Source organism: Nocardioides cavernae, assembly GCF_016907475.1.
GTDB lineage: Bacteria > Actinomycetota > Actinomycetes > Propionibacteriales > Nocardioidaceae > Nocardioides > Nocardioides cavernae.
Map to the genome: position 1 here is coordinate 3,896,322 of NZ_JAFBCA010000001.1, position 21,128 is coordinate 3,917,449.

Genomic DNA, 21,128 nt, shown 5'->3' on the forward strand with positions numbered 1-21,128 from the left:
GTAATGTGTCAACATGCTTTTCACGGATGACACGGACGCGTCGCTGCAGGCAGCCGTCGCGCTGGTCAACTCCACCGACGAGCCGGGGGCACCCCTCGGCTCGGTCGACGACCTGTCGGCGTTCCTCGCCTCGTGGCCCTACACGGGTCGGCACGACGCGACACCCGACGAGCTGGAGTCCGTACGCCGGTTGCGTCCCGCACTGAGGTCCCTGCTGCTGGCCGAGCGCGACGAGGCGGCGGGCATCGTCAACGACATGCTCGCCCGCGCCAAGGCCCTCCCCCAGCTGCAGCGCCACGACCACTGGGACTGGCACCTCCACGCCGTCGACCCCGATCGCCCGCTCGACGAGCGGGTCGTGGTGGAGACGGCGATGGCGATGGTCGACGTCATCCGCGCCGACGAGATGTCGCGCCTCGACACGTGCGCGGCCGACGACTGCGACGACGTCGTGCTCGACCTGTCGCGCAACCGCTCGCGGCGCTACTGCTCCACCACGTGCGGCAACCGGGAGGCCGTCGCGGCCTACCGGGCGCGCCAGCGGACCTGAGGACGGCTGTCCTCAGGGCAGGAAGCGCCTGAGCACCTCGAGGAACACGTCCGGCTGCTCGGAGTGGACCCAGTGACCGGCCCCCTTGACGAGCACCCGCCGGTTGCGCGGGAACCGGCGGTCCATCTCACCGGCGTGGTCGTCGGAGATGTAGTCGGAGCGGGCGCCCCCGACCCACAGCACCGGGCCGTCGTACGACGCGTCACCCAGGCGCTCGCCCGGCCAGCCGACCAGCTCGGCCATGTGCTCCCCGAGCAGGTCGAGGTTCATCTGCCAGTGCCAGCCGTCGTCGGTGCGCCTGAGGTTCTGCAGCAGGAAGCTGCGCACCACGCGGTTGGGCACCGCCTCCTCCAGGGCCGCCTCCGCCTGCCCGCGGCTCTCCAGCGCCTCGAGGTCGAGAGCCCGCATCGTCTCGATGTAGCCGACGAACTCCCGCCCGCTGTCGTACACCACGGGGGCGATGTCGACCACGGCCAGCCGCTCGACCAGCTCCGGGTGCCGAAGGGCGAGGCACATCGCGATCTTGCCGCCCATGGAGTGCCCGACGAGCGCGACCGGCTCGTCGCCGATCTCGGCGGCGACCAGGTCGGCCAGCTCGAGGAAGTCGAAGGTCTCGGTCCAGGGCGAGCGGCCGTGGTTGGGCATGTCGAGGAGGAGCACCCGGTGGTCGGCACTGAGGGCCTTGGCGGCCTGCGTCCAGTTCTTGCCCTGGCCGAAGAGTCCGTGGCAGAAGACGACGCGGGGACCGGAGTCACCGAGCTCGGTGCGGTGCAGGCTCACCCGGCCATCCTCCCGCAGCCGGGTCAGGTGGCGGCCACCGACCCGTCGAGCCGCCCTCCCGGGCTCAGAAGTCGAAGCCGTCGAACCCGTCGAACATGCCGCCGATGCCGTCACCGATGCCACCGAACATGTCGCCGATGCCCTCGCCGATCGCCCCGATGCCCTCGCCGAGACCGTCGAACCCGCCACCGAAGAGCATGCCCATGAACATCCAGTCCATCGGCGAGAAGGCACCGAAGTAGCCCTGCGCGTAGGGCTGGTAGGCCCGGCCGCCCTGCCAGTAGGGCACGCGGCGCGAGCCGACCATGACCTTGCGGATGTCGGGCTCGGCGCCGGCACGCACGCGCTCGGCGTCGAGCGCGCACGCCGGGACCTCGCGCTGCGCGCCGCCCGGCGGGGTCCACGGGACGTCGGCGACGGACATGCCGTGGCGCGGGTCGAAGAAGCACGGCGGGCGGCGCTGCGGCAGCGGCTCCCCCGCGACCCTGGCGCGCACGCACGCCATCGCGTAGCGGCCGTCCTCGAGGATCTCGGTGACGTGCTTGACCTCTTCGGGCTTGTTGAGCGCCGCGGCGGCGACCTTGGCCGACTCGTAGGAGTCGAGGGCGCGCTGGTAGTCGGCGTTCGCGCCCGCGTCGAGCGGGTGTCCGGCCAGCTCGATGTCGAGGTCCTGCAGCTCCACACCGAGGGCGGTCACGTCCTCCTCGGCGAGCTTCTTCACCGGGGCGACCTCGGACTCGGCGCGCGCCAGCTCACGCCTCTTGCCCGTCTTGCCGGCAGTGACGGCGACCGCCACGAGCCCGCCGATCACGAGCAGAAGGAGCACGAGTTCCATGGCCCCAGAGTACGCATCGGCGGCAAGGTCGTGCCGGCTCGGAACCCTGCAAGAGCAGGCCGCCCATCGACCCCCGACGATGTGCGACCTGCTCCGACAAGCGGCCGGTGGGCAGCGGGGCCATCCCCTCGCGCGGCCTCGATGCCCTCGGCGTACGAGAAGACTCCCGCGGACCGTCCTGTCCCGGCATCCGTAGTCCTACGTAACTCAGGTGCGTAGGAGCGATAGGTTCGTGTCGTGCTGTCCCCCTGTCTCGGTCGTGAGGACGTGCAGCGAGCGCTGCACGAGGCGTTGCAGGAGTCGCGGTGGGTCACCGTCGTGGGCCCGCCCGGCAGCGGCAAGACGCTGCTCGTGCGCCACGTCGCTGCAGCCGCGACCGCGGCCGCCTCGTGGGTCGACGCCCGCAACCTCCGCACGATCGACGACGTGCTCGTCGCGGCACTGGAGAGCCTCGAGTCGGAGACGGCACCGGGCGACTCGCTGACGGGTGCCCTCGGCCGCGCGGTCGACGGGCGTGAGTGCCTGCTCGTCCTCGACGGCCTCGACCTCGACACGACGGAGGCCGGTCCGGTCCTCCAGGCGGTGCTCGAAGCGACCAGCGACGCACGCGTGGTGGTGACGGCGCTGACGACCGCCGGCCAGCCGGCCGAGTCCGTCGTCCGCGTCGGACCGCTGCCGGTGCCCGGCCAGCTCGCCCCTCTCGAGGGCCCTGCCGTCGAGCTGTTCCTCCGCCGCATCCGCGCCGCCGGTGGACAGCAGGTCGACCTGACGGAGCAGGCGCACGAGGTACGTCGCCTGCTGCGCGCTACCGGTGGACTGCCGCTGCTGATCGAGCAGGTCGCCGTGCAGTCCGCGCTCGTCGGGCTCAGCAACGCGATGTCCGCGGTCAGCCTCGACCAGGCGGTGGACTCGGCCCACGACCTCCTCGACGAGGCCAGTGCCGCCGCCCTGCGCCGCATCGGGCTGCTCGACTTCCACGTCGGCCTCGGGGTGCTGGCGCACGTGCTGGACGCGTCCGTCCCGGAGACCGCCGAGCTCGCCGGCAACCTGGTGCGCCGCAGCCTGCTCGAGGTCGACGCACGAGGCCACTTCGACATGCTGTCGCCGATCCGCGGCCGGGCGCGCGCCCTGGCCCGCCCCGACGACGTGGCAGCGGTCCGGGCCGGGCTGCTCGCCTGGGCCGAGACCCACGCGCCGGCCCACGACAACTACGGCGCGGCCGACGCCGAGTGGCTCGGTGACCTGCCCGCCATGCGCCACGCAGTCCTGACGGCCTGCGCAGAGCCCGAGACGCGCGCGGACGGCTACTCGGTGGCCAACCGCATCTTCTCCTCCCTCTACACCTCCATGCGCGCCCGCGAGGCCGTCGAGATCCTCGAGGGCGCCCTGGCCAGCGGGGACGGACCGCCCGCCATGGGGGCCCAGATCGCCCGACGGGCCGGAATCGCCGCCTCCGAGATGCGCGGGACCTACGAGGGGCTCTGGCTCCTCGCGCGCTCCGACGAGCACGCCTCCTCCGCGCCCATCCCCGAGGAGCAGCTCTCCAAGACCGCGTCCATCCGGGCCGAGATGCACCTCGACGCCGGCGACCTGGCCAGCGCCGAGGCCGAGGCCCGGCGCGCGATCGACCTCGACCCCGACGGCTCGATCACCCGCCAGGCCACCCGCACGCTGGCCGACCTCTACGCCTCGCAGGGCCGTTTCGCCGAGGCCACGGAGGCTGCCGTCGCCGCGATGCCCGCCCGCATCACCGGGGACGAGCGCTGGATCGACCTGTCGCTGCGCACCGTCCTGGCCCGGATCGCCCTCGAGCAGGGCCGCATCGCCGAGGCCGTCGCCGGCACCCGGGCCGTCGTCGTCGAGGCACGCGAGCTCGCGGAGGACCGGGTCGGGCTGCTCGCCGAGACGCTCCTGCGCAACCTCGACCCGACGTGGGTGCCCACCGACGTCGTACGGGAGACGCTGCCCTGGGCCGTTCGTCTCCCCGTCCTCGCCCAGGACGGGCGCGACCTGCTGGCCAAGGGCGACGCCAAGCGGGCCGCAGGACTCGCCGCCGACGTGGTGGCACTGGCCGACTCCGCGCGCCTGGGCCGTGACGGGGTCGACGCCCGCCTACTCCTCGGCCGCGCGCTGGTGGATCTCGGAGATCTCGACCAGGCCACGACGACCTACCTCACCGCCCTCGACCACTGCAGCACCATGCGCCTGCCGCTGCGCGCCGCCGACGTGCTCGACGGCCTCGCCGGGGTGGCGCGGGCGCGCGACCTCTCCGAGGCGCGGTCGCTGGCCGCGGCAGCCTTCGCGCTCCGCACGCCGCGCAAGGCGGCGCGCTGGGGCTACTCCGCCGACTACGACGTGCTGCCGGCCGCGCGGGCACCCGAGGAGTGGCTCGACGGTGACGACCTGTCCGCCGATGCGGTCGCGCTCGTCACGGCAGTCTTCAACCGGACCGCCTCCGCCCGACCGTCGGTGCTCGACGCGCTCACGGCCGCGGAGCGCCAGGTCGCCGAGCGGGTGGCGCACGGACTGACGAGCCGCCAGATCGCCGAGGAGCTCTACGTCTCCCCGCGCACCGTCGACGCGCACCTCACCCACATCTACCGCAAGCTCGACATCAACACGCGCGCCCGCCTCGCGGCGCTCGTCGTCGACAACCGCTGACCGCTCGCGGCCCGGAGGCGCTGCCGGGCTCGAGCGACGATGGCCGATGTCGGTGGCGCGCGGCAGGATGACCAGCATGAGCCGAACCATCCAGGTGACCTTCGACGCCCACGACCCCGAGGCCCTCTCCCGCTTCTGGGCCGACGCGATGGGCTACGTCAACCCGCCGCCACCCGGACGTGAGCTCGCGCCGGGCCAGGACCCCTTCGACGCCTGGCACGACTTCCTCCGTGAGGTCGGCGTCCCGGAGTCGCAGTGGAACTCCGCGTCCGCGGCGCAGGACCCCGACGGCGACGGGCCCCGGTTGTTCTTCCAGCAGGTGCCCGAGGGCAAGACGGCGAAGAACCGCGTCCACCTCGACCTCAGGGCCGCGCCCGGGCTCGACGGCGACGAGCGGATGGCGGCGCTGGAGGCCGAGAGCGATCGCCTCGTCGGCCTCGGTGCGACACGGGTGGAGCGGCACGAACCCGCGCCGCCGATGACGGCGGGGCACATCGTGATGACCGACCCGGAGGGCAACGAGTTCTGCCTTGATTGACCAGCGCGGACCGAGGCACCAGGTCGGCGCGTTGACGCCTATCGCGCGCTGTAGTCGCGGAAGCCGCGACCGGTCTTGCGGCCGAGGTAGCCGGCCGTGACGAGGTGCTCGAGGAGCGGGGCCGGCGCGAAGCCGGGCTCGCGGAACTCGAGGTAGAGCTCGCGCTGGATCGCCAGCGACACGTCGTTGCCCACCACGTCGAGCAGCTCGAACGGACCCATCGGGAGCGCGCAGCCCTGCTTCATGGCCGTGTCGATGTCGTCGGCGGTGGCGTAGTGCGCCTCGAGCATCTTCACCGCGTCGTTGAGGTAGGGGAAGAGCAGCGCGTTGACGATGAAGCCCGAGCGGTCGCCGCACCGCACCGCCACCTTGCCGACCTTCTCGCACAGCGCGAGGACGGTCTCGGTCACTGCCTCGTCGGTGGCGACGGTGGACACGACCTCGACGAGCTTCATGACCGCGGCAGGGTTGAAGAAGTGCATGCCGATGACGTCCTGCGGACGCTTGGTCACCTTCGCCATCGAGATGATCGGCAGCGAGGAGGTGGTCGTCGCCAGGATGGCGCCGGGCTTGCAGATCTCGTCGAGGTTCTCGAAGAGCGTCGTCTTGATGGCGAGGTCCTCGGCGATCGCCTCGACGACGAGGTCGACGTCCTTGAGGTCGTCGAGCGACGTGGTGCCGCGCACCCGGCCGAGCACGTCGGTCTTCTGCTCCTCGGTGGCACGGCCGCGCTGGATCTGCTTGTCGAAGTTCTTCGTGATGGCGGTGACGACACCGTCGACCTTGTCCTGGCCGCGACCGGTGAAGAGCACGTCGTAGCCGGCCTTGGCGAAGACCTCGACGATGCCGGAGGCCATCGTCCCGGTGCCGACGACGCCGACCAGCCGGATGTCGTGCCCCAGTTGCGGCTTGTCGTCGGCGCTCGGGGTGTGCGCGTCGTCGACCACCACCGGGCTGTCGGGCGCCTCGTAGGTGTAGAAGCCGCGTCCGGACTTGCGGCCGAGCAGGCCCGCGGTGACGTACTGCTTGAGGATCGGCGCTGGTGCGTGCAGCCGGTCGCGGCCCTGCTTGTACATCGTGTCGAGGATCTCGTAGGCGGTGTCGAGACCGATCAGGTCGAGGAGCGCCAGCGGGCCCATCGGGTAGCCGCAGCCGAAGCGCATGGCGGCATCGATGTCCTCGCGCGAGGCGTACTTGCCCTCGTACATCGCGACCGCGTGGTTGAGGTAGCCGAAGAGGAGCGTGTTGGCGATGAAGCCGGCCTTGTCGCCGCAGACGACCGGGTTCTTGCCCAGGTCGCGGAGCAGCGTCACCACGTCGGCGAGGACGTCGGGCTCGGTGACGACCGTGCGGATGATCTCGACGAGGTTCTGCACGGGCGCCGGGTTGAAGAAGTGGACGCCCACCACCCGGCCGGGGCTCGAGTTGGCTGTGGAGATCTCGGTGACGCTCAGCGAGGACGTGTTGGTCGCCAGGACGGCGTCAGGACGGACGATGCCGTCCAGCCTCCGGAAGATCGACTTCTTGACCTCGAGCGACTCGACGACGGCCTCGACCACCAGGTCGGCGTCGGCGAGGTCCTCCATCTCCGTCGTCAGCGTGATGCGGCCGAGGAGCTCGTCGGCGGCCTCCTGCGTCATCTTCTCGCGCTTGACCGCCCGACCCGTGGAGTGCTCGAGGTGCTCGCGTCCGCGCTGGACGGCCGCGTCGCTGACCTCGACCCCGATGACCGAGTAGCCGTTGCGCGCGAACACCTCGGCGATGCCGGCGCCCATGGTGCCGAGGCCGATGACGCCGACGGAGGTGAACGTAGCTGTAGCCGTGTCAGTCATGGACGCATGCTCCCACGCCGTTCAGCCGAGCAGAGTGTGGCAACCGTCACTCTCCTGGTCGGCCCGGTGGGCGTACGACGCGCACCTCGTCGCCCGGTCGGACCGGGCCTGGGCGCACCACCTTGGCGCACAGCCCACGCAGCCGGCGCGGCTTGCCCTCGGGTCCGTTGACGAAGGCCAGGGCGTCCTTGCCGAAGCGGGCGATGAACTTGCCGCACCCGTTGTGCGGCTGGTCGGTGACCACGATGACAGCGCCGTCGGGCCCACCGATGTGGAGCTCGCTCCAGGCGGGCAGGTTGTCGTGGGAGAGGTCGAGGTCGACGAACATCTGGTCGCCGGCCAGCTGCTCCCGGTCCGGGTCCTGGGCGAGGAGCTCGACGAGGCGGTGGTTCATCAGGTTGAGCTGCATGTCGGGGTGGGGCGAGCCGTCCGGCATGCGACGACTCCCCCGCTCGGCCCACGTGTCGCCGACCAGGCCCTCGCGGACGTCGAGGTGGCCGACGTCCAGCACCTCGCGCGCCCCCGGTGCCGGGCGGCGTACGACGGCGCGGAGGACGCCGACGTCCTGGGGCGAGGCGTCGATCCTCGGGAGGAACGCCGCGAGCTCGCCTGCGGTGCGGTGCGAGCGCAGGACGCGACGCATCCAGATGCGTCGGCCGTGACGACCGAGTCCGAGCCGCTCCTCGTTGTCCGAGATCGCGACCTGGGTTCCGGTCATCGGCTCGTCGGCGGCGACCTCGACGAAGCCGTGGCGGGCGTAGAAGGGTGCGTTCCAGGGCAGGTCGGCGTAGGTCGTCAGGGTGAGCGACCCGTGCCCCTTGAGCGCGGCCCGCTCCGCCGCCGCCTCCAGCAGCGCCGTGCCGAGGCCGCGCCGGCCGTGGTCGGGGTGCACGGAGATCTGGTCGAGGTGGGCGTGCGACTCGAGGTCGCGCACGTGGGCGAAGCCGACCGCGGGGTCACCGGCGACGAGGATGAACCCCGGCCCGGCGGCCCGCTCGCGGCCACTGGTCGCCGGCGATGCGAGCGCGTCACCGGTCAGGTCGCCGAGCACCGCCTCGAACATCGGCAGGCCGGCGTCCTCGATCGCGGCGAGCAGGGGCAGGTCGCGCGCCCGTGCGGGGCGCACTGCGTGGTCGGTCACGGGGTCACTGTAGATTCGCCCGTCGTGAGGATCGTCGTCGCACGCTGCCAGGTGGACTACGCCGGACGTCTCTCGGCCCACCTCCCGCTCGCCACCCGCGTCCTGATGCTCAAGTCGGACGGGTCGGTGCTGATCCACTCCGACGGCGGCTCCTACAAGCCGCTCAACTGGATGTCGCCCCCGTGCACCGTCCGCGAGGGCGTCTCCGAGGACGGTCAGGCCGAGTGGCTGGTGACCGCGACCAAGTCCGACGACACCCTGCGGATCCTCCTCGAGGAGGTGCTGCACGACTCCTCGCACGACCTCGGCGTCGACCCGGGCCTGCAGAAGGACGGCGTGGAGAAGCACCTCCAGGAGCTGCTCGCCGAGCATCCCGCCACTCTCGCCGACGGCCTCACCCTGGTCCGCCGCGAGTTCATGACCGCCATCGGTCCCGTCGACCTCATGTGCCGCGACGCCGAGGGCCTGTCCGTCGCCGTCGAGATCAAGCGGCGTGGCGAGATCGACGGCGTCGAGCAGCTCACGCGCTACCTCGAGCTCCTCAACCGCGACCCGATGCTCACCAGCAAGGGACCCGTGCGCGGCATCTACGCCGCCCAGGAGATCAAGCCCCAGGCCCGTGTGCTCGCCACCGACCGCGGCATCGCCTGCGCCCTCGTCGACTACGACGCCCTCCGCGGGATGGACGACGCCGAGCACCGGCTCTTCTAGCCCCGCGCAGCCCGCGACCTGCCGGATGTCCGGACGTCGCGCTGACATCGTGGAGGATCCGAGTCACCAGATGACTCGGATCTTCCACGCTCTCACCCCGGGCGTGTGGGCGGCGGAGTCCAGACCGCGTGCGGCCCGCTGGACGCTCCCGGGTCAGTCACGTCGCTACCCTCGCACGGTGACACCGAGCCCGCCTGACCGCATCTTCCACATCGCCACGGCCGCGGACTGGCGGCGGACGCTGGAGAGCGGGACCTACACCACCTCGACCATCGGGCGCAGCCTCGATGAGGAGGGGTTCATCCACGCCAGCCGGCGCGACCAGGTGCAGGGCGTGTTCGACCGCTACTACCGCGGCGCCGGCGAGCACCTCGTGCTGCTCACCATCGATCCGACGCGGCTGACGGACGCGGAGGTGCGGGTCGAGCCCGTCGGGGACGACACCTATCCCCACGTCTACGGGCCGATCGACCGCGGGGCCGTCCTCGAGGTGACGCCGCTCGACCGTCGTGGCCGCAGCGAGACGCTCATGTCGATGTGGATGAAGGGGATGGCCGTACGCATGGCGCTGGCGCTGGCCGCGATGCTCGCCCTCGCGGTGCTGCTGTGGGCCGTCGGCGTGACGCGCTGACCTTCGTCGAACATCCGAAAGCCGACCCCGTACGCGCGGAGGCGGACACCATGCAGGCAGTTCGTGGCCCCGAGGCGTCGGTCGAGCGTGGGATCGGCGGACGCGCGCCTGAACTGCCTTCACGGTGCATCCTCGGGAGCGAGGCACAACGTAGGCAGTTCGAAGGCCGGTCGGGTCAGGCAAGCGTGACTGCGGCGTGGAGCCCGCCGAACTGCCTACGCTGGCCGGCTGCCGCGCGCACGCCGCCGGGTCAGGCGAGCGGCCGGCCCGCCCACGAGCGGGCCACCCAGCCGTCGGCGTCGGCCTCGAGCGCGACCACGCCGCAGTTGGGCAGCGGGAGGTCGCGGGTGTGGTCGGGCGCGAGGTTGCGGGCCAGCCGGGGAAGCACCATGGACATCACCCCACCGTGGCTGACCACCAGCACCGACTCGCCCCGGTGCGCGTCGGCGACCTCCTCGAGGACGGCCTCGTAGCGGGCCACCACCTCCAGCCCGCTCTCGCCCCCGGGGATCCGGGCGGACAGGTCGCCGCCGAGCCACGCGGCGAACGTGGGCGCGAAGGGGTCGGGGTCACCCGTCGTACCGGCGGCGTCGCCGACGCCGAACTCACGCAGGCCGGTGCGGACGGTGACGTCGACGCCGGTCCGGGCGGCGACGATCTCCCCGGTCTGGACGGCACGCGAGAGGTCGCTGGTCCACACCCGGGCGACCCGCTCACGGTGCACGTGGTCGGCCAGGTCGTGCGACTGCCGGCGGCCGAGCGGGCTCAACCAGCCGCCCGCGTCACTGAGGAGCTCGCTCTCGTAGTCGGCCGCACCGTGACGCGCGACGAAGACCCGCGCGGAACATTGAAGGTCACCCATCGACCAAGCCAACCACGTCGTCGGCGCAGCCCCAGCTGACGGTGACCCCACACCCGCCGTGGCCGTAGCAGTGCACCACGTCGCCGACGCGCTCGAGCCGGACCGTCGGGCGCGCCGGGCGCAGCCCCACCTTGTGCCGGAGGACCCGGGCACCGGCGATCTCCGGGACCAGCGCGGTCGCGCGCTCCAGGATGGACGCGGCGGTGGCCGACTCCACGGTCCGGCTCCACTCCCCCGTCTCGTGGGTGCCTCCCACCACGACGTCGCGGCTGCGCGGGATGACGTAGGTCGGCGCGTCGCTGTCGAGCACCCACCGCTCGAGCCCGACCTGCTCGACGAGCATGACCTGGCCGCGCACCGGTCCGACGGTCGGGTCCGAGGCGAGGTGCTTGGCCCCGATGCCGCTGGCGTTGACCACGAGCGCACCGCTGTCGGTGGGCAGGCTGGAGAGGTTCATCCGGGTGACCGTCCCGCCCAGGTCCTCCACACGTGCGACGAGCCAGCGCAGGTAGACCGACATCTCGATGACCGGGCAGGTCATCGTCCAGCCCGCGGCGAAGCCGGGCGGCAACCGGGTCTCGCGGTCCGGGCCGGCGCCGGTGGGCAGCGCCTCGTACCACCAGGGCGGCGGCGACTCCTCGCGGAACACCTCCGTGCCCTCACTCAGCACCACGCCCGTGTCGTGGTCGGCCGCCAGCCCGGCGTAGACGTCGTACGCGCGGCGCGACCAGCGCAGCACGTGCTCCTGCTCGTTGACGTACGGCGACCACAGCGCGGCTGCGACCACCGACGTCGTCTCGAGCGGGAGGTCGCGCGCGACGACGTCCACGCGGTGCCCGGCCTCGAGCAGCCGCACCGCACAGGTGAGTCCGACGACCCCGGCCCCGACGACGATCACACGCCCCATGGCGGCAGTCTGTCAGCCCCCGGCGCCGGCCTGACGCGGCGCGGTCGGGTCGTCCCCCTCGCCGCCGTGCTCACGGGCGACGTACTCCTCGATGTCCTCGATGTCGTCGCGGTTGCGCGTCGCGACCGCCAGCAGGTCGCTCATGGTCGCGACCTCCTCGACCTGCTCCTTGATGAACCACTGCATGAACTGCTCGGAGGCGAAGTCGCCCTCCTCGCGCGCGATGCGCAGCAGGCCGTTGATCTGGTCGGTGACCGTGCGCTCCTGGGCCAGCGCCAGCTCGACCGGTGCGACGAGGTCGGCGAAGGTGGAGGTCGGCGCGTCGACGGCCGGGATGACGACCTCGGCATCGGTGTCGACGAGGTACTGGACCATCATCATGGCGTGCCCGCGCTCCTCGAGCGCCTGCCCGTAGAAGAACGCCGCCATGCGGGGCATGGTCAGCGCGTCGTAGTAGATGGCGCAGGCGAGGTACTGGTTGTGGGCGGCGAGCTCGTTGCCGATCTGGGCGTTGAGCTGCGCGGCGAAGCGGGTCGCGGGCACGTGGGCTCCTCTGTCTGGGGGGACGGGTCAGGCTCGGGTCAGGCTGCCTTGGCAAGCTTCTTCTTGGTGACCTTCTTGCCATCGAGTCGCACCAGCTTGCGCTTGTGGACGGTGTAGCCGACGGGCAGGGTGCCCTCCTTGAGCATGCGCAGGGGGCAGCGCTGGCAGCGCTTCTTCGACACGCAGCACTCGGTCTTGGGGAGCTTGCGCATCGTCAGCTGGACCGAGGTCTCGACCTTGGCCCGTGCCTTCTTGTGCTTCTTGTCCTGCTTGCCCACGCCGGGAGGGTAGCAGAGGGTAAGGGCAGCCTTACCTATCGTCGTCCAACCCGTGGGCCGCGCGGATCACGTCCACGAAGCCACCCATGATCCCGGTCAGGCCGAAGTCCTTGGGGGTGTAGACCGCCGCCACCCCGCGCTCGATCAGTGCCCGGGCGTCGGAGGCCGGGATGATGCCGCCCACGATGACCGGGAGGTCGCCGAGCCCCGCGGCCGCGAGCCCGTCGAGCACGTCGGGCACCAGCTCCATGTGGGAGCCGGAGAGGATCGAGAGCCCGACGAGGTGCACGTCCTCGGCCACGGCCGCCGCGACGATCTGGTCGGGCGTGAGCCGGATCCCCTGGTAGATCACCTCGAACCCCGCGTCGCGCGCACGCACGGCGACCTGCTCGGCGCCGTTGGAGTGACCGTCGAGCCCCGGCTTGCCGACCAGCACCCGCAGCCGGCCGCCCAGCTCATCGGCGGTCGCCCGCACCCGGTCACGGACGGCGGTCAGCTCGGCGCCGGCCTCGGCGACACCGACGGCGCCGCTGACGCCGGTGGGAGCCCGGAACTCGCCGAACACCTCGCGCAGCGTGCCGGCCCACTCCCCCGTCGTCGCACCCGCCCGGGCCGCGACGAGGGTCGGCTTCATCAGGTTGGCGTCGGTCTTGGCGGCCTCGGCGAGCGCCGCTAGCGCCGCGGCGACCTCGGTCTCGTCGCGCTGGGCCTTCCACGCCTCGAGGCTGGCCAGGGCGGCTCGCTCGGCCTCGGGGTCGGCGGCCTGGATGGCCGAGTCGAGGTCGGCGGTCAGCGGGGACGGCTCGGTGGTCTCGAACCTGTTGACGCCGACGATGACCTCGTCGCCGGACTCGATGCGAGCCCGGCGGGCGGCGTGCGCCGAGACGAGGTTCTGCTTCATGTAGCCGGACTCCACGGCGGCGATCGCCCCGCCCATCGCCTGCACGCGGTCGATCTCGGCCTTGGCACCCTCGACCAGCTCGGCCACCTTGACCTCGATCACGTGGCTGCCGGCGAAGATGTCGTCGTACTCGAGCAGGTCGGACTCGAACGCGAGCACCTGCTGGAAGCGCAGCGACCACTGCTGGTCCCACGGCCTCGGCAGGCCGAGCGCCTCGTTCCAGGCGGGCAGCTGCACGGCCCGGGCGCGGGCGTCCTTGGACAGCGTCACCCCGAGCATCTCCAGCACGATGCGCTGGACGTTGTTCTCCGGCTGGGCTTCGGTGAGGCCGAGCGAGTTGACCTGCACGCCGTAGCGGAAGCGGCGCATCTTCGGGTCCTGCACGCCGTAGCGCTCTCGGGTGATCTCGTCCCACAGCTGCACGAAGGCCCGCATCTTGCAGGTCTCCTCGACGAACCGGACGCCCGCGTTGACGAAGAACGAGATCCGGCCGACGACCTTCTCGAAGTCGTCGTCGGAGACCTGGCCGGACCCCTTCACCTGGTCGAGCACGGCGATCGCGGTGCACATTGCGTACGCGAGCTCCTGCACGGGCGTCGCGCCGGCCTCCTGCAGGTGGTAGCTGCAGATGTTGATCGGGTTCCACGTGGGGATCTCGTGGACCGTGTAGGCGATCATGTCGGCGATCAGCCGCAGGGAGGCCTCGGGCCCGAAGACGTACGTCCCGCGGGAGAGGTACTCCTTGATGATGTCGTTCTGGGTCGTGCCGGCGAGCTGGTGGGCGACCTCGTGGGGCGAGAGGTCGGGGTTCTGCTCCTCCGCCACGACCTGGTACATCGCGAGCAGCCACATGGCCGTCGCGTTGATGGTCATCGAGGTGTTCATCCCGGTCAGCGGGATGTCGTGGAAGAGCTTGCGCATCTCGCCCAGGTGCGGGACCGGTACGCCGACCTTGCCGACCTCGCCGCGACTCAGCGGGCTGTCCGGGTCGTAGCCGGTCTGCGTCGGCAGGTCGAAGGCGACGCTGAGGCCGGTCTGGCCCTTGGCCAGGTTGGTGCGGTAGAGCGCGTTGGACGCCTCGGCCGTGGAGTGGCCGGCGTAGGTGCGCATCACCCAGGGCCGGTCCTTGGCGGGGCGGTCCGGCACACCAGTCTCGGTCATGCTCGACAGGGTAGGACGCCGGTTACCCGCCAGTCACCGGGTCGGACGTGTGACGGATGCCTCAGCCGCGGCGACCTGCAGCGACGCTCAGGCGGTCGCGGCCACCCGCTCGACCTCGATGGCATGGGCGAGCCGGGTCAGGTGCGCCATCCGGCGCACGGCCGGGCCGGGGTTGCGGACGGTCAGGTGGTGGCCGGCGAGCCACGCGTGGCGGGTGGCCACCGCGAGCAGGCGCAGGGCGGTCGCGTCGATCGTGGAGACGTCGGTCATGTCGATGACGACGTCGTCGTCGTGGACGTCGATGCACTCGTAGATGGCGTTGCGGACCTCCCACGTGCTGCGCACGTCGAAGTCCCCGTGCAGCACGATCACGTGCCCGTCCGCGACGATGTCCGAGACGATGTCCATCCGGTGTGCTCCTCACCGACGTCCCCCGACGCCCGACCGTGACCGCTGTCACTGTTCCTGACGTAGTTGTACCCCGTTCGGTTGCGTCGATGCCTCACCTTTTCGGCGCGTCCCCGCGACTAGGCTCGAGCCATGGTCAACCTGACGCGCATCTACACCCGCACCGGCGATGCCGGCCGCACCCGGCTCGGCGACATGAGCGAGACCTCGAAGACCGACCTGCGCCTCGAGGCGTACGCCTGCGTCGACGAGGGCAACGCCCACATCGGCGTCGCCCTCGCCCACGGCGGTCTCGAGGACGACGTCGTCACGGTCCTCACCCGCGTGCAGAACGACCTGTTCGACGTCGGTGCCGACTTCTGCACCCCGGTCGTCGCGGACCCGGCGTACCCGCCGCTGCGGATCGAGCAGGACTACGTCGACCGGCTCGAGGCCTGGTGCGACCACTACAACGAGGCGCTGCCGACGCTGCGGTCGTTCATCCTCAACGGCGGGACGACCGCGGCCGCCCACCTCCACGTCGCGCGCACCGTCGTACGCCGTGCCGAGCGGGCCGGGTGGGCAGCGTGGGCCGAGCACGAGGACACCATGAACGTCCTCGCGATCACCTACCTCAACCGCCTCTCGGACCTGCTCTTCATCCTCGCCCGCCACGCCAACCGCGAGAACGGCGACGTCCTGTGGGTGCCGGGCGGCGAACGCTGACCTTTCCGTGGCATCGCCTGCGCGCTCACCGCGTTGCGGCGACAATGATCCGGACCTTCCACCGACACGTTCGAGGAGAGACGTGCCCACGCAGAGCACTGCCCTTGCGCCACCGCCCGCGCTCGCCACGATGACCAGCTTCGAGGACGCCTCGCGGCTGGTCCTCGACTACCTGCAGGCCCAGGTGCCGATGGAGTTCTGGACCGTGTCGCGCGTGATCGACGGCCGGCAGGTCTACCTCGAGGTCACGCCCGACAACGACTTCGGGCTGGGCGCAGGCGACGGGCCCGCCTGGGAGGACTCCCTCTGTCACGAGATGTGGGTCAACGGGGCTCCGGGCGTCGCCCCGGACATCTCGCGGGTCCCGGCCTACGCATCCAACCGTGCGGCGCGCGCCCTGTCGGTCGCGAGCTACGTCGGCATCCCGGTCTACAACCACGACGAGACGCTGTTCGGCACGATCTGCGGCATCGACCCCGAGGCGCGCCCCGACTCCTTCACCGAGCTCGGACCGCAGCTGGAGCTGCTCGGCCACCTGCTCAGCGTCGTCCGCAACCTCGACGGCCGCGCCGTGTCCCTGGCGCGTCGCCTCGAGCTCACGCTCCAGGAGTCGGAGACCGATCCGCTGACAGGGCTGCGCAACCGGCGCTCGTGGCAGCGCGCCTGCCAGACCGAGCAGACGCGCCACCACCGCCTCGGCGACCACGCGAGCATCGTGATGATCGACCTCGACGGCCTCAAGCAGGTCAACGACCGGGACGGTCACGCCGCCGGCGACGCCATGCTCCGCCGGGCCGCCGGGGTCGTGCGCGGGTCCTCCCGCCAGACCGACCTGGTGGCGAGGCTCGGCGGTGACGAGTTCGGTGTCCTGTGCCCCCAGACGACGGCGTCGCAGGTGGCCGTCTACGCCGACCGGATCCGCTCCGAGCTGGCCGCGGCGGGGCTGTCGGCCGGCATCGGCGCCGCCACGCTGGAGCGCGCGGGGACCATCACCCAGACCGAGGCCGAGGCAGACGCCGCGATGTACGTCGACAAGCGCCGACGCCAGGCCGGTCGGGCCCAGGGCGTGTCCCTCACGCCCTAGCCGACCGGCTGGCCGGACCGGACCCCGCGCTGCTCGCGGGCCGCCGGCACGACCAGCGCCGCGGGCATGAGGAGCACGGCGACGACCAGCAGCGCCTTGAGCGTGCCCACCTCGTCGCCGACAAAGCCGAGGAGCGGCGGGCCGGCGAGGAACGCCGCGTAGCCGATGGTCGACACGACGCTGACCCTCGACGCGGCGCGGACCGGGTCGTCGGCGGCGGCGCTCATGCCGACCGGGAAGCCGAGCGAGGCGCCCACCCCCCAGAGCACGATGCCGACCACGACGAGCGCCGGCTGCTCGGCGAGGACGATCAGCAGGACGCCGGCGCCGGCGAGTGCCATCGTGCCCCACAGCACGGCCACGCGGCCGAACCGGTCGATCAGGCCGGTCCCGGCGAAGCGGCCCGCGGTCATCGCCAGCACGAAGACGGCGAAGCCGGCCACGCCCACGGCGTGGGAGACGTCGTGACCGTCGACCAACGCGACGGCCAGCCAGTCGTTGGCCGTGCCCTCGGTCATCGCCAGCGCCAGCACCATGACGCCGATCAGGAGGGTCCGCGGCTCGAGCCAGGCGCGCGCGGCCGAGGTGGCGCTCTCCTCGTGCCGCTCCGGCACGGGCAGGAACGACGGGGACGTGCGCCACACCAGCACGATGGCGATCAGGACGATCCCCACGAGGTGGACCAGGGCCGGCACGCCGAGCTCGATCAGCAGCACCCCGAGCAGGGCGCCGACCACCGTGCCCCCGCTGAAGCCGGCGTGGAAGCGCGGCATGATCGTGCGTCGCAGGCCGCGCTCGACCTCGGCGCCCTCGACGTTCATCGCCACGTCCCAGACGCCGATGCCGAGCCCGTAGACGAAGAGTCCCGCGACCGTCAGCGGCAGCGCGTCACCCAGGCCGATCGCAGCGGCCACCATCCCGAGGGTCGCCGCGCCGGCACCGATCCGGACGATGCGCACGGTGCCCATGGCGTTGATGGCGGCGCCGGTCGTCGGCAGTGCCAGCACCGATCCCAGCGCGATGGCGAGCAGCACGAGGCCGAGCTGCCCGTTGGTGAGGTCGAAGCTGGCGCGCACCTCGGGGATGCGGGAGACCCAGCTGGCGAACACCAGCCCGTTGAGGAAGAACGTCAGCCCCACGGCGTTGCGTGCGGCGGTCAGGGTGGGCACGGTGCTGCTCCTCGGGTACACGGCGAAACGTTTCGATCGAATCGATTCGATGCTATCGTCCGAGACGTGTCCGGTCCAACCCGAACCCCCACCATGGCCGACGTGGCTGCCGCCGCGGGCGTGTCGCTCTCCACCGCCTCGCTCGCCTTCTCGGGCAACAAGCCGGTCTCCGGGGAGACGCGCGACCGGGTGCTGGCCGCTGCCGGCGCCCTGGGCTACGCCGGCCCCAACCCGCTGGCCCGCAACCTGCGCCGCGGTCGCAGTGGCGTGGTGGGCGTCGCCGTGGGTCGGCTCAGCACCGCTTTCCGCGACCCGGCAGCGCTGCCGATGCTCGATGCCGTCTCGGAGGTCCTCGACGCTGCGGGGCTCGGTCTGCTGCTGATGCCGGACGGCGACGAGCACGCAGGACTCCCCCTCGACGCGGTCATCTACGACATCTGCGGGTGCGAGACCTGGGGCCCGTACGACGACCTGGTGGCCCGCGGCGTGCCGCTGGTCGTCGTCGAGGGCCCGGCGTGGACGGGGGCGACCTACGTCGACGTCGAGCACCGTCGCGGTGCTGCCGAGGTCGCCCGGCACCTCCACGACCTGGGACACCGCCGGGTCGCGACCCTCACCCTCGACCCCTCGCACCCCCAGCGCGAGCGCGAGGCCGGGCTGCGGGACGTCTACCCGGACGCGGAGGTGATCGGGCCGTGCGCGAGCGACCTCGAGGCTGCGCAGCTCGCGGTCGGCGCGTGGTGGGACCGGGGCGGCCAGGCGACGGCCGTGGTCTGCCAGAGCGACGTCCAGGCCGCGGGGGTGGTGCTCGAGGCGCGACGGCGCGGCATGGCAGTCCCCCACGACGTCAGCGTCGCCGGGTTCGACGGGGTCGCGACGCCGTGGCTCGACGTCGAGCTGACGACCGTCGTGCAGCCGCTGGCCGAGAAGGGACGGGCGACCGCGCGGGCCGTGCTCTCGCGCATCGCCGGCGAGGTCACCGAGGACGTGCTGCTGCCGGTCCGGATGCGGGTGGGCGGCTCGACGGGGACGGCGCCGACGGTGTGACTAGCGGCGGTTCCAGTCGGTGCCGGGCGGACCGGACTCCAGCCAGGACTGGAAGCCGGTGAGGGAGGCCTCGCTCATCGCGATCTCCAGCGGCTCGTGGTCGTAGTGGCAGGCCGCCACGACGTGGCCGTCGTAGAGCGACATCTCCTCCGCGCCCGCCGGCGCACGGCGACCGGCGTAGTCCAGAAGGTCACGGGCCCACACCCGCTTCGGACGCGGCGACAGCGAGAAGATCCGGAACCATTCCAGCGACTGGCCGGAGTAGCGGCCGATGCCCAGCAGCCAGCCGCGCCCCGGGTGCTCGGTGCGCGCACGGTAGCTCAGCTCGAACGTGCCGCCGTGACGCGCGAGGAGGCGGCGCCGGACGATGAGTGCGATGCCGTAGAGCAGGGCGAGGAGCAGGCAGAGCCCGACGATGTCGAGCGCCCATTCCCAGACCGGCATCCACACCCTCCGAACGCAGTGAGCGCACGAACCTGACGGTTCGTGCGCTCACCCTAGCGGTCGGGTTTCGAGCCTCGTCAGGAGGCCCGCTCCACGGCGCGGATGCGTGCTTCGGCGCGACGCAGCTTCTCCTGCGCCTCGTCGTCGTTCTCGCCGGCCTGCTTGCAGCGCTCGAGCTCCTCGCGCGCCTTCTCCAGGTCGATCTCGTGCGACATCTCGGCCCGCTCGGCCAGGATCGAGACGCGGTTGTCGGCCACCGACAGGAAGCCGGCGTCGACAGCCGCGATCCAGGTCTCGCCCTCGGCGGTCTGCACGTCCACGACGCCCTCGATGATCGAGGACAGCAGCGGCGCGTGGTTGGGCAGGATGCCCACGTCGCCCTCGGTGGTGCGGGCGATGACCATGGTGGCCTGTCCCGACCAGACGAGCCGGTCGGCGGCGACCAGCTCGACCTGGAGGACCTTGTCGGTGGACTCGGCCATCAGAGGCTCTTCTGGATCTCGGCCCACTTCTGCTCGACGTCGTCCAGACCGCCGCACATGAAGAAGGCCTGCTCGGCCACGTGGTCGTACTCGCCGTCGGCGATCTTGTTGAACGCCTCGATGGTGTCGGCCACCGGGACGGTCGAACCCTCGATGCCGGTGAACTGCTTGGCGACGTAGGTGTTCTGCGACAGGAAGCGCTGGATGCGGCGGGCCCGGGAGACGATGATCTTGTCCTCCTCGGAGAGCTCGTCGACACCGAGGATCGCGATGATGTCCTGGAGCTCCTTGTTGCGCTGCAGGATCTGCTTGACCCGCACCGCGCAGCGGTAGTGGTCCTCGCCGATGTACTGCGGGTCCAGGATGCGCGAGGTCGAGGTCAGCGGGTCCACGGCCGGGTAGATGCCGAGCGAGGCGATCTCACGGGAGAGCTCGGTGGTCGCGTCGAGGTGCGCGAACGTCGTGGCCGGCGCCGGGTCGGTGTAGTCGTCGGCGGGGACGTAGATCGCCTGCAGCGAGGTGATCGAGTGGCCACGCGTCGAGGTGATGCGCTCCTGCAGCTGACCCATCTCGTCGGCCAGGTTGGGCTGGTAGCCCACGGCGGACGGCATGCGACCGAGCAGCGTGGAGACCTCGGACCCGGCCTGGGTGAAGCGGAAGATGTTGTCGATGAAGAGCAGCACGTCCTGCTTCTGCACGTCGCGGAAGTACTCCGCCATCGTCAGGGCCGACAGAGCGACGCGCAGGCGCGTGCCCGGCGGCTCGTCCATCTGGCCGAAGACGAGGGCGGTCTGGCCGAGGACGCCGGCCTCCTCCATCTCGACGATGAGGTCGTTGCCCTCGCGGGTGCGCTCACCGACACCGGCGAACACCGACACACCACCGTGGTCCTTGGCGACACGCGCGATCATCTCCTGGATGAGCACGGTCTTGCCGACGCCGGCACCACCGAACAGGCCGATCTTGCCGCCCTGCACGTAGGGGGTGAGCAGGTCGATGACCTTGATGCCGGTCTCGAACATCTGGGTCTTGGACTCCAGCTGGTCGAAGGCGGGCGCCTTGCGGTGGATGCCCCACCGCTCGGCGGGCTCGAAGGTCTCGCCCTCCTCGAGGTTGAGCACGTCACCGGTGGTGTTGAACACCTTGCCGAGCGTCGCGTCGCCCACGGGGACGGTGATCGACTCGCCGGTGTCGGTGACCTGGCCGCCTCGCACGAGGCCGTCGGTCGGCTTCATGGAGATGGCGCGGACCATGCCGTCACCGATGTGCTGGGCGACCTCGAGGATGATCGACTTGGTCTCGCCGCTCAGCTCGAACTCGCAGGTGAGGGCGTTGTAGATGGGGGGCATCGAGTCGGTCGGGAACTCGATGTCCACGACGGGGCCGATGACCCGGGCAATGCGGCCGACGGCGCCGCCCTTGCTCTCGGTGGTCGTCTCTTCAACAGTGGCAGTCATG

At 71.5% G+C, this 21,128-nt stretch carries 22 protein-coding genes; 8 read left to right on the plus strand and 14 right to left on the minus strand.

All coding sequences use genetic code 11. The annotated features are described in order from the left end of the window. The first annotated feature begins 13 nt into the window (after positions 1 to 13). Positions 14 to 550: a CGNR zinc finger domain-containing protein gene (locus JOD65_RS18305; protein WP_191195158.1), complete on the plus strand. Its 537-nt coding sequence runs from the start codon at positions 14 to 16 to the stop codon at positions 548 to 550. Between the two features lie 12 nt (positions 551 to 562). Here the strand turns inward: JOD65_RS18305 and JOD65_RS18310 are convergent, their stop codons facing one another. Further along, positions 563 to 1,330 (minus strand): alpha/beta fold hydrolase, encoded by a 768-nt coding sequence (locus JOD65_RS18310; RefSeq protein WP_191195157.1) that lies wholly within the window; start codon positions 1,328 to 1,330, stop codon positions 563 to 565. A 64-nt stretch (positions 1,331 to 1,394) separates the two neighbouring features. Further along, entirely contained in the window at positions 1,395 to 2,165 is a 771-nt protein-coding gene (locus tag JOD65_RS18315) for a hypothetical protein (protein WP_191195156.1), read from the minus strand. A gap of 237 nt (positions 2,166 to 2,402) precedes the next feature. On the opposite strand from JOD65_RS18315, the gene JOD65_RS18320 reads away from it, so the two are divergent. Together JOD65_RS18320 and JOD65_RS18325 are read left to right on the plus strand one after the other, a co-directional pair. Beyond that, on the plus strand, positions 2,403 to 4,826 hold the full coding sequence (locus tag JOD65_RS18320) for a helix-turn-helix domain-containing protein (RefSeq protein WP_191195155.1): 2,424 nt from the start codon (positions 2,403 to 2,405) through the stop codon (positions 4,824 to 4,826). A 76-nt stretch (positions 4,827 to 4,902) separates the two neighbouring features. After that, entirely contained in the window at positions 4,903 to 5,364 is a 462-nt protein-coding gene (locus JOD65_RS18325; RefSeq protein ID WP_191195154.1) for a VOC family protein, read from the plus strand. 38 nt (positions 5,365 to 5,402) lie between these two features. Here JOD65_RS18325 and JOD65_RS18330 read toward each other — a convergent pair whose 3' ends face one another. Together JOD65_RS18330 and JOD65_RS18335 are read right to left on the minus strand one after the other, a co-directional pair. Beyond that, positions 5,403 to 7,196 (minus strand): 3-hydroxyacyl-CoA dehydrogenase family protein, encoded by a 1,794-nt coding sequence (locus JOD65_RS18330; RefSeq protein ID WP_191195153.1) that lies wholly within the window; start codon positions 7,194 to 7,196, stop codon positions 5,403 to 5,405. Between the two features lie 46 nt (positions 7,197 to 7,242). Continuing rightward, the gene (locus JOD65_RS18335; protein WP_204811267.1) at positions 7,243 to 8,337 is read right to left on the minus strand and encodes a GNAT family N-acetyltransferase; all 1,095 of its coding nucleotides are present in this window, start codon (positions 8,335 to 8,337) and stop codon (positions 7,243 to 7,245) included. On the opposite strand from JOD65_RS18335, the gene nucS reads away from it, so the two are divergent. Both nucS and JOD65_RS18345 read left to right on the plus strand, forming a co-directional pair. Continuing rightward, positions 8,326 to 9,048: an endonuclease NucS gene (gene nucS, locus JOD65_RS18340; RefSeq protein WP_443678558.1), complete on the plus strand. Its 723-nt coding sequence runs from the start codon at positions 8,326 to 8,328 to the stop codon at positions 9,046 to 9,048. The genes JOD65_RS18335 and nucS overlap by 12 nt on opposite strands. A 178-nt stretch (positions 9,049 to 9,226) precedes the next feature. Further along, a complete protein-coding gene (locus JOD65_RS18345; protein WP_204811269.1) occupies positions 9,227 to 9,679 on the plus strand; it encodes a DUF952 domain-containing protein in 453 nt (150 codons plus the stop codon). A gap of 250 nt (positions 9,680 to 9,929) precedes the next feature. Here the strand turns inward: JOD65_RS18345 and JOD65_RS18350 are convergent, their stop codons facing one another. The 6 genes from JOD65_RS18350 to JOD65_RS18375 form a co-directional block, all read right to left on the minus strand. Next, complete coding sequence (locus JOD65_RS18350; RefSeq protein WP_191195150.1) at positions 9,930 to 10,541, minus strand: histidine phosphatase family protein; 612 nt, start codon at positions 10,539 to 10,541, stop codon at positions 9,930 to 9,932. Then, the gene (locus JOD65_RS18355; protein WP_191195149.1) at positions 10,534 to 11,448 is read right to left on the minus strand and encodes an FAD-dependent oxidoreductase; all 915 of its coding nucleotides are present in this window, start codon (positions 11,446 to 11,448) and stop codon (positions 10,534 to 10,536) included. Before JOD65_RS18355 ends, JOD65_RS18350 begins: the two co-directional genes overlap by 8 nt. A 12-nt stretch (positions 11,449 to 11,460) precedes the next feature. Continuing rightward, complete coding sequence (locus JOD65_RS18360; RefSeq protein WP_191195148.1) at positions 11,461 to 11,991, minus strand: ferritin; 531 nt, start codon at positions 11,989 to 11,991, stop codon at positions 11,461 to 11,463. A gap of 38 nt (positions 11,992 to 12,029) precedes the next feature. Next, positions 12,030 to 12,269, minus strand: a complete 240-nt coding sequence (locus tag JOD65_RS18365) for a hypothetical protein (RefSeq protein WP_191195533.1) — start codon at positions 12,267 to 12,269, stop codon at positions 12,030 to 12,032. Positions 12,270 to 12,300: 31 nt separating this feature from the next. Beyond that, positions 12,301 to 14,331, minus strand: a complete 2,031-nt coding sequence (locus JOD65_RS18370; RefSeq protein WP_191195147.1) for an ethylmalonyl-CoA mutase — start codon at positions 14,329 to 14,331, stop codon at positions 12,301 to 12,303. An 87-nt stretch (positions 14,332 to 14,418) separates the two neighbouring features. Then, a complete protein-coding gene (locus JOD65_RS18375) occupies positions 14,419 to 14,739 on the minus strand; it encodes an STAS domain-containing protein (protein ID WP_191195146.1) in 321 nt (106 codons plus the stop codon). A 132-nt stretch (positions 14,740 to 14,871) separates the two neighbouring features. On the opposite strand from JOD65_RS18375, the gene JOD65_RS18380 reads away from it, so the two are divergent. Together JOD65_RS18380 and JOD65_RS18385 are read left to right on the plus strand one after the other, a co-directional pair. After that, positions 14,872 to 15,444 (plus strand): cob(I)yrinic acid a,c-diamide adenosyltransferase, encoded by a 573-nt coding sequence (locus JOD65_RS18380; RefSeq protein ID WP_191195145.1) that lies wholly within the window; start codon positions 14,872 to 14,874, stop codon positions 15,442 to 15,444. Between the two features lie 82 nt (positions 15,445 to 15,526). Continuing rightward, positions 15,527 to 16,528 (plus strand): sensor domain-containing diguanylate cyclase, encoded by a 1,002-nt coding sequence (locus tag JOD65_RS18385; protein ID WP_191195144.1) that lies wholly within the window; start codon positions 15,527 to 15,529, stop codon positions 16,526 to 16,528. Here JOD65_RS18385 and JOD65_RS18390 read toward each other — a convergent pair. Beyond that, entirely contained in the window at positions 16,525 to 17,697 is a 1,173-nt protein-coding gene (locus JOD65_RS18390) for an MFS transporter (protein ID WP_191195143.1), read from the minus strand. The two genes, JOD65_RS18385 and JOD65_RS18390, sit on opposite strands and share 4 nt — an antisense overlap. Before the next feature lie 102 nt (positions 17,698 to 17,799). Here JOD65_RS18390 and JOD65_RS18395 point away from each other — a divergent pair, with 102 nt between their 5' ends. After that, positions 17,800 to 18,744, plus strand: a complete 945-nt coding sequence (locus JOD65_RS18395) for a LacI family DNA-binding transcriptional regulator (protein ID WP_204811271.1) — start codon at positions 17,800 to 17,802, stop codon at positions 18,742 to 18,744. Here the strand turns inward: JOD65_RS18395 and JOD65_RS18400 are convergent, their stop codons facing one another. The 3 genes from JOD65_RS18400 to atpD form a co-directional block, all read right to left on the minus strand. After that, positions 18,745 to 19,188 carry a DUF2550 domain-containing protein gene (locus JOD65_RS18400; protein WP_191195142.1) on the minus strand — a complete coding sequence of 148 codons (444 nt, stop codon included), beginning with the start codon at positions 19,186 to 19,188 and terminating at the stop codon, positions 18,745 to 18,747. A gap of 77 nt (positions 19,189 to 19,265) precedes the next feature. After that, positions 19,266 to 19,670, minus strand: a complete 405-nt coding sequence (locus JOD65_RS18405; protein ID WP_191195141.1) for a F0F1 ATP synthase subunit epsilon — start codon at positions 19,668 to 19,670, stop codon at positions 19,266 to 19,268. Then, on the minus strand, positions 19,670 to 21,127 hold the full coding sequence (atpD, locus tag JOD65_RS18410; RefSeq protein WP_191195140.1) for a F0F1 ATP synthase subunit beta: 1,458 nt from the start codon (positions 21,125 to 21,127) through the stop codon (positions 19,670 to 19,672). The genes JOD65_RS18405 and atpD overlap by 1 nt, the downstream gene beginning before the upstream one ends. Position 21,128: the final 1 nt, after the last annotated feature.

Excerpts from the sequence above, each read along its gene's own strand:
- JOD65_RS18305 (WP_191195158.1), top strand. The coding sequence starts at position 14 with ATGCTTTTCACGGATGACACGGACGCGTCGCTGCAGGCAGCCGTCGCG.
- JOD65_RS18315 (WP_191195156.1), bottom strand. The coding sequence starts at position 2,165 with ATGGAACTCGTGCTCCTTCTGCTCGTGATCGGCGGGCTCGTGGCGGTC.
- JOD65_RS18325 (WP_191195154.1), top strand. The coding sequence starts at position 4,903 with ATGAGCCGAACCATCCAGGTGACCTTCGACGCCCACGACCCCGAGGCC.
- JOD65_RS18330 (WP_191195153.1), bottom strand. The coding sequence starts at position 7,196 with ATGACTGACACGGCTACAGCTACGTTCACCTCCGTCGGCGTCATCGGC.
- JOD65_RS18350 (WP_191195150.1), bottom strand. The coding sequence starts at position 10,541 with ATGGGTGACCTTCAATGTTCCGCGCGGGTCTTCGTCGCGCGTCACGGT.
- JOD65_RS18355 (WP_191195149.1), bottom strand. The coding sequence starts at position 11,448 with ATGGGGCGTGTGATCGTCGTCGGGGCCGGGGTCGTCGGACTCACCTGT.
- JOD65_RS18370 (WP_191195147.1), bottom strand. The coding sequence starts at position 14,331 with ATGACCGAGACTGGTGTGCCGGACCGCCCCGCCAAGGACCGGCCCTGG.
- JOD65_RS18375 (WP_191195146.1), bottom strand. The coding sequence starts at position 14,739 with ATGGACATCGTCTCGGACATCGTCGCGGACGGGCACGTGATCGTGCTG.
- JOD65_RS18380 (WP_191195145.1), top strand. The coding sequence starts at position 14,872 with ATGGTCAACCTGACGCGCATCTACACCCGCACCGGCGATGCCGGCCGC.
- JOD65_RS18400 (WP_191195142.1), bottom strand. The coding sequence starts at position 19,188 with ATGCCGGTCTGGGAATGGGCGCTCGACATCGTCGGGCTCTGCCTGCTC.
- JOD65_RS18405 (WP_191195141.1), bottom strand. The coding sequence starts at position 19,670 with ATGGCCGAGTCCACCGACAAGGTCCTCCAGGTCGAGCTGGTCGCCGCC.
- atpD (WP_191195140.1), bottom strand. The coding sequence starts at position 21,127 with ATGACTGCCACTGTTGAAGAGACGACCACCGAGAGCAAGGGCGGCGCC.